Annotated in this window: 1 protein-coding gene; it reads left to right on the top strand. The window is 51.2% G+C overall.

Going from position 1 to position 422, the window contains the following annotated elements; translation table 11 throughout:
- Window positions 1-334: S1 RNA-binding domain-containing protein (locus NE664_14500; protein ID MCQ4727845.1), on the top strand; the 334-nt coding region annotated here is incomplete at its 5' end.
- Window positions 335-422: the final 88 nt, after the last annotated feature.

The raw sequence follows: 422 nt of genomic DNA, 5'->3' as shown, positions 1-422 counted from the left end.
AGAGATTACCCTTCAGGATATCGTAAAGGAGCTGGAAAAGCCGGCCCGCGACCCGAGAGATGAGATGCCGAAGCCTATCCTGCGCACGGATGTGCTGGATATGAAGGATTTACAGCCGGGTATGGTGTTAAAGGGCACAGTGAGAAATGTCATCGATTTTGGTGCGTTTGTGGACATCGGAGTTCATCAGGATGGGCTGGTTCACATATCACAGATGTCGGAGAAATTTATCAAGCATCCGCTGGAGGCGGTCAGTGTGGGAGATATCGTGGAAGTCAAGGTAATCAGCGTGGATGTGGCGAAGAAACGGATTGCTCTGACGATGAAATTATAGGAGGTGCTTATGGAACAGGAGCGTTGGGAGAAGGAACAGGCGAAAACGGAAGATGGGAAGGAAGCGCCGGTGGAGCAGAACGAGACAG

The sequence above is a fragment of the Anaerotignum faecicola genome (genome assembly GCA_024460105.1).
GTDB lineage: Bacteria > Bacillota > Clostridia > Lachnospirales > Anaerotignaceae > JANFXS01.
Note: the sequence above shows the minus strand (reverse complement) of the source record. Positions and strands in the feature narration are given on the sequence as shown.